This window comes from Pedobacter sp. 01T416_2 (assembly GCF_056398925.1).
The window spans coordinates 1-6,501 of the sequence record NZ_JBFTQI010000305.1 but is presented as its reverse complement, the minus strand read 5'-3'; the positions used below and the strand labels follow the sequence as shown (position 1 = coordinate 6,501).

Annotated in this window: 7 protein-coding genes; 3 read left to right on the top strand and 4 right to left on the bottom strand. The window is 37.3% G+C overall.

Annotation, left to right across the window (positions count from 1 at the left end; genetic code table 11):
* The coding region (locus AC1DPQ_RS14030; protein ID WP_477609819.1) for a TonB-dependent receptor domain-containing protein at nt 1–2,180 on the top strand (2,180 nt) is incomplete at its 5' end.
* Nucleotides 2,181–2,322: 142 nt separating this feature from the next.
* Here the strand turns inward: AC1DPQ_RS14030 and AC1DPQ_RS14025 are convergent.
* The 4 genes from AC1DPQ_RS14025 to AC1DPQ_RS14010 form a co-directional block, all read right to left on the bottom strand.
* Nucleotides 2,323–2,490, bottom strand: a complete 168-nt coding sequence (locus tag AC1DPQ_RS14025; protein WP_157258301.1) for a hypothetical protein — start codon at nt 2,488–2,490, stop codon at nt 2,323–2,325.
* 315 nt (nt 2,491–2,805) lie between these two features.
* Nucleotides 2,806–3,456 carry a hypothetical protein gene (locus tag AC1DPQ_RS14020; RefSeq protein ID WP_157258303.1) on the bottom strand — a complete coding sequence of 217 codons (651 nt, stop codon included), beginning with the start codon at nt 3,454–3,456 and terminating at the stop codon, nt 2,806–2,808.
* 737 nt (nt 3,457–4,193) lie between these two features.
* Nucleotides 4,194–4,373 carry a hypothetical protein gene (locus tag AC1DPQ_RS14015; RefSeq protein WP_057935026.1) on the bottom strand — a complete coding sequence of 60 codons (180 nt, stop codon included), beginning with the start codon at nt 4,371–4,373 and terminating at the stop codon, nt 4,194–4,196.
* A gap of 106 nt (nt 4,374–4,479) precedes the next feature.
* The gene (locus AC1DPQ_RS14010) at nt 4,480–4,809 is read right to left on the bottom strand and encodes a hypothetical protein (protein ID WP_057935027.1); all 330 of its coding nucleotides are present in this window, start codon (nt 4,807–4,809) and stop codon (nt 4,480–4,482) included.
* Between the two features lie 570 nt (nt 4,810–5,379).
* Between AC1DPQ_RS14010 and AC1DPQ_RS14005 the strand changes: the two genes are divergently transcribed.
* Entirely contained in the window at nt 5,380–5,817 is a 438-nt protein-coding gene (locus AC1DPQ_RS14005) for a MarR family winged helix-turn-helix transcriptional regulator (protein WP_477584047.1), read from the top strand.
* Between the two features lie 3 nt (nt 5,818–5,820).
* Nucleotides 5,821–6,501, top strand: a 681-nt coding sequence (locus tag AC1DPQ_RS14000) for a S41 family peptidase (protein WP_477609817.1), incomplete at its 3' end; no start/stop codon positions are given.

The window sequence follows — 6,501 nt, the reverse complement described above, 5'->3', positions numbered from 1 at the left end:
GTGCAACATCATCCAATATTCATCTTGGTACTACTTTATTGGTTTCTACGGTAGATCAGTTGCAATCTGTAACGGTTACAGCCAAAACGCCCATTATAGAGAACAAGATCGACAAAACCGTTTACAATACCGCTAACGATCTTACCRCACAGAACGGTGTGGCTTTGGATGTGTTAAAAAAAGTTCCGATGGTAAGTGTTGATATCGATGGAAATGTGGAACTGCAGGGAAGTGGAAGCGTCCGTTTTTTAATCAATGGCAAGCCCTCCAGTATTTTTGGTGCCAGCCTTGCTGATGCGCTGCAGTCGATTCCCGCCAGTCAGATCAAAAGTGTAGAAGTGATTACCAGTCCGGGTGCGAAATATGATGCCAGTGGCACAGGGGGGATCATCAATATCGTATTAAAAGATAATAAATTCCAGGGCATGAACGGAAGTGTCAATGTTTCTGCCGGAACAAGATTGGAAAACGGATCGGTAAACCTGAATGTAAAAAAAGGAAATTTTGGTGTTGGTGTTTTCTTTAGTGGGAACAAACAGTTCAACACGGTTACAAAAAGTTCACTTGACCGCCTTTCCTATAATAATACCAGAGATACGATTAACAGGTTTTTTCAGGACGGAAGCAACCCTACCAAAAGAGGGAGCTACCAGACTGGCATCAATCTGAACTGGAGCATTACACCTAAGGATGAAGTCACAGCTACCTTTGGTTACAATCATTTCAATAATAACGGAAGTGGGGTTACCAACCAAAACCAACAATACCTGCTTGCCTCATCTGGGCTTTTGTTATCCAATATCCAGAGCACCAGAAATTCGGTCAGTAATTTTAACGCCAACTCAACCGATATTAGTTTAGCCTACAAAAAAAGTTTCAAAAAAGGAGGTCATGAACTGGATTTTCTCTATAATTCGAGTTTTGGAAACAACACCGTTCGTACTTCACAAACCTCTGCCTACCTGAACGGCAATTATCCAACAACCGGATTACAGAGCTCGAACCCTGGTAAAGAAAATGAGACCGAACTTTCTGTTAACTACACTTTGCCTGTAAGCAAAAAACTCACAATTGAAAGCGGAGTAAAAATGAATATAGACGACCTGAACAATAATGTGGTTACGGATACTTTAACCACAAACGGATCGTATATTAACAATGCCAACCAAACCTATGGCTTTAATTATAAGAGGAATGTATATTCGGCCTACCTATCGGCTTCTTTTTCACTTTTTAAAGATTTTATTACGGGCAAGACGGGACTTAGGTATGAACGTACTGGAAAAGTAGCAGATTTCTCCGGTGCAGAAATAGCCGGATACAATACTTTTGCCCCATCTTTTACCCTTCAGCATAAACTCGATGATTCGCAATCTATCAAACTCTCTTATACCTATAGAATCGAAAGACCAGATTATGGTGACCTCAACCCATTTTACAATATCAGCGATCCGCATAATATGAGTACCGGAAATCCACTGTTGAAGCCTGAAATCGGCAATAACTTTGAATTGGGTTACAGCAAAAACTTTAAAAACGGAGCAAACATTTATTTTGCTGGATATTTCAGGAGAAATACCGATGATATGCAGCAGCTTACCACCTATTATGACGTATTGACCATCAATGATATCGATTATTCTGCTGTTTCACTTACCCAAAGATTCAATCTGGGCACGCAGACAAGCATTGGCGCGAGTTTATTTGCTTCGGTACCTATAACCAAAAAATTGAACCTGCGCACCAACATACAGGCAGGCAACAGAGACAATGTATCGCCTGGCCTGGCAAGTGTTAGTGCATTTGCCTACAGAACCAACCTAAATGCAAGTTATGAGCTTCGCAATAATCTTTTGGCAGAAGTTTTTGGAAATTATAATTCATCACAAAAAAACTTAAGGAGTACAAGACCCTCAGTATTCAACTATAGTATCGCGATAAGAAAACAGTTTCTCAACAAAAATGCGAGTATCGGTTTAACAGGAGTAAATCCTTTCAACCGGAATCTCACGCAGAGACAGACCAGCTTTGGCCCAAATTTCGATCAGACAAGCCTTAGGTTTGTTCCTGTACGGTCCTTTGGGTTAACATTATCCTATAAATTTGGCAAGCTACAGTTTAAAAAAGATTCGAAAGAAGACAATGGGCCGCAGCTGCCCGATGTTGGCGGGGGAAAATAGTTTTAAGGCCGTAGTCTCCCAAAAAAGCAGCTAACTATTTGAGAAAAAATACAAAAAGGAAAAAATACTGATTAGCAGAGAACCGTTGGCATAGGGCTTTGTTTAAACGGTTCTCCGGCTTTCGCTCTTAATTGCTAGGTGCTTAAGGAATTGTAATTGTCTCAAGTTCTACAACATGTGCACTAAAAAAGCCAAGTGCTCCACCACTGACATTACTTACCAGATTGGCGGGAGCTGCCCGGTCGGCAGAACTGCTGGCATTGAAAAGGCTAAATAAATAGGTGTATACCGGAGCCTCAACGCCATGCATTTCTACAGTAAGCCTGTCACCCTTAACAAGTCCTTACTATGATCTTTTCCTTACTATGATCTTTTGTCCTGTTTTAAAAGACAAGGTATTCGTTGATCTCCTTATCGGAAGTAAACTCATCACTGAAAACCTCAATTTCACTATATTGATTGTGATTATGACTCGTCGTATATTTACTTGTCGTTTGGTGGCAGATATTATCAATCGTATCATCAAACCTTCGAACTGAACTCCACAGATTTTCACCAAAAGCAACGAAGAACCTCAAAAGTAGCCTACCCATTTCGGGTCAAATGGTCATAACTTGATTGCCTCCTAATTTGTGGAAGACAGAGACATATTAAGTTTATGGTCGGGGGCCTTGCCAAAGTGGCTAGTGTACCATTCAATCAGTTTAGGAGATTTAAACTGGTTATTTCCATTTATTCCTCTAATAAAACGTTTGGCAGATTTAGTTCCATTTTCCCCTTCCATGGCTTGATAAAGAACATAATCCACAATAATTTTATCATCTGGCTTGGGGCCTTTGTAAGCCAAAATTGCTCCATCCTTCCCGATGATGAACGGTGCCGGATCGCCGATCGCCAAAATTTTATGGAATTTGGCAGACGAAACATCAGCACCTAATTTATTGGTTGATGAGGTATCTGAACCTACATATAGACTGGCAAAAATTACGTCGGAATATTTAGCAAAGCGTTCCTTTAGCAACCGGTATGATTTTTCCTGCTGAACTGAGAGTTTCTTATTTCCCCAAACATATAGATAGACCGTTTTTCCCCTGTATAAGCTGCCAAATGAGTGATTACTTCCATCAGCATCCACAATTTGTATATCAGAAATATAAGTATCGGTATAATCATTATAGTCTTTAACCAAAAGTTTGGCGATTCCTTTCACCATCATTGTGCAGGAACTACCAAGGACACAAAGGGCAATAATAAACAAGTAAGTATATTTCTTCATCTTCTTTAAAGCTTGTTTGACGCTGGTAACGTGTATTYGAATTAGTTTATATAGGAGAGACGACAAGAATTGATCGAAGGTTGCATCAACATTCTAAAATATTTTTATCAATGACTATTAGAAACGGTGCGAGACTTATTTTGAAATCTTCAACTCTGATTTACGCTTCAAATCATCAACAAAAAAGTTCGTTAAAGATCTCGTTAAGAGCACCAAAAATTTAACATGTGATATATTTAATAAACTATTCAATGTATGTTTTTAAACGAAAACGATTAGAGCAGATAATATTGATTAAAAAAAATCTGATTTTGAAAACGTCTTTTAAAATGTATGATAATTTAATACCTTTTAAACAAAAAATTTGCAAGAAAAATAGAGGTGAGTTTTTGGCGACCTAATGCCAAATACGATTTTAACTTCCTTAAAAACAAATAATTAAAACCAAAGGTCCTACACCCTTTCATTCCACCCTAAATTTAATAAAGGAATCTTGTCCTTCGCAACAGGGATAGCAGCGGATACCGGCCTGTGGTTAAGGCCTGAAGGCGTATGAGCGGATAGCCCGGCAGTTGCCAAAAAAAATATAAAGCGGCTATCAAAATTAGACAACCGGGCATAAAACAAAAAACTTCGACACTTGCCCAGGTCTACGCACATATATTTGAATGACTGTATGCCAAACGAAAAGCCACTGATCTATACCAGTGGCTTTATTTCCCAAAACAGTCTCCTGTTTATTTTGCGCTGTTCTTTTTCTCCGTAACCTCAGCCCTGATCTCTTGGGCAAGGTTTTTAAGGTCTTGCATTGCTTTACGTACACGTGTACCGGCTGCTGCATTTCCACCATCATAAAATTTCGTCACATCAGCCTCAACTGAAGCGATTACTTCCTGTACCTGTTTGAATTTGTCCATAACTGTTTTTTAAGGGGCCAAAGGGCCCGGATATAATTATTTTGTCCTTGGAAACCGTGTTCCAGCCCCAAAACTAAACATTTAAGCGGGAAAGCAAAAAAAAGAACTATTGAAAACCAAGATGCCCGGCTTCACTGCTTACCCCTATCGCATTGGCTCTCCACAGGATAAAGCCCAGCCTGCCGCAGCATTCCGCAACAAAATACTCGATATCCGCAGGTACATCATTCACGATACGGTAGCGGATTTTGTATTTCGGGTTATAGCTGATATAGACAACCAGATCATCGTCTGAAAATCCCCTGCCTGACAAAGGCTTGAAATGGGCTTCCTGTAATTCCTTTGCGGTCCGGACCAAACGGTCGTTCATTACTTTGGCCAATGCTTTTTCAGGCTTAAAATCTGTCTCTAAAATAGCCAGTACGGTTACGGTCATCAGGCAAAAATAGACAGATTAGGCACATTGACAAATGCTTTAGGATAAGCAACTGAAAATCAGGCAAAATATTTTTTCAGACCAAATTTATAGTGCGCAAAAGTCAGTCTTAAGGCAATAACCAGCTTTATACACAGTTGTAAAAGGAATAACCAGGCAGTTTACATTGATCAGTTTTTCTAATTTCAGGTTGACTATTTACCTGAATACCATCTGTTTTATCTTCCTGCTATAAAGAACTTTCTTCCACTTGTTCCTGCTTGTCCAAAAGAGCAGACTTTATCAAAGTAAAAGCATAGTCCCCGGCTTCGGCAACGAAATTCATACTTTCCTTTAAGCCTGGATATTTCAGGGAAAATGGCCACTCGTTCCGTTTTTAAAGTGAGGCCACATTTCGCTTCAAACTGGTTCATCATCACTTTTGGTGAAGAATTATGTATGATGGCGAATCTGAAAATCAGGAATTTCTGCCTACTTTCAATACCGAACATAAAAGCTCTTAAAAACAAAAATCATTTTTTTTATACTTTATATTGATATATCAATTATGTTTGCATCAACATAATTGATATGAATAACAAAAACCCAACAGCAACAGTACTTTATTTGATTGAACAAGCAATTAAGGAGTATAGAAAAATTTCACAAAGGAATATCTCAAAAATTGTAAAAGATATTACAGTAGATCAATGCCTAGTCTTAATAATCCTTAACAAGAATGACAAAATTTCTCAAAATGAATTGGCAAATCTTGTTTTTAAGGATAATGCATCCATCACGAGAATGATAGAATTAATGGTTAAAAAAGATTATCTAAATAGAACTATTCATAAAGGAGATAGAAGGAAATTTAATCTTGAAATAACCGAAAAAGGAAAAAAAACGCTAGAATTAATAAACCCAATTGCAAAACTGAATAGAGAAACGGCACTAAATGGTTTGTCGTTGGAAGAGATTAATTTACTCGAAAAAATATTAAATAAAATAATTACTAATTGTAAAATCTAAGAAATGAAAAAAGTATTTAATCTATTGTTAATCTACGTTGTAATCTGCTTCAACTCAAAAGCGAATGCCCAGGATTTTACGGAAAGTAATAAACAAATATTGGAAATAGCAGATAAAATTAATAAATATTACATTTTTGAAGATGTTGCAAATCAACTTTCTAAAAAATTAAAATCGGAAATAGATCTTAAAACTTTTGACAATCTTTCTGATGCAGAATTTGCAAAATCTCTTTCAAAATATTTAACAAGAAACGGTAATGATCTGCATTTCAATTTATTATACCGTCCGGGTAAAGAGGAAGAAAAAGCAGTCAATGAAAAGGAATTGCTAAAAAAATACGATGCTATTAACAAACAGTGGAATTATGGTTTTGATAAAGTGATGAGATTAGACGGAAATATCGGTTATATTGAATATACCGGATTTCCCGAAGGAAATAAATCTGCTCAACAAATTTTAGATGCTACAATGAATTTTGTTTCAAATACAAATGCTTTGATTATAGATTTAAGGAACAACCGGGGCGGTGATGGCAAAATGGTAAGGCTATTTTTAAGTTATTTTTTTAATGAAAGAATTAAATTGAGTGAGATTTACACCAGATATAATAATAAAACCGAAGAGAAGTACACCTATAAAAAAGTAAATGGCAAAAAGTATTTAGATAAACCTGTATACCTC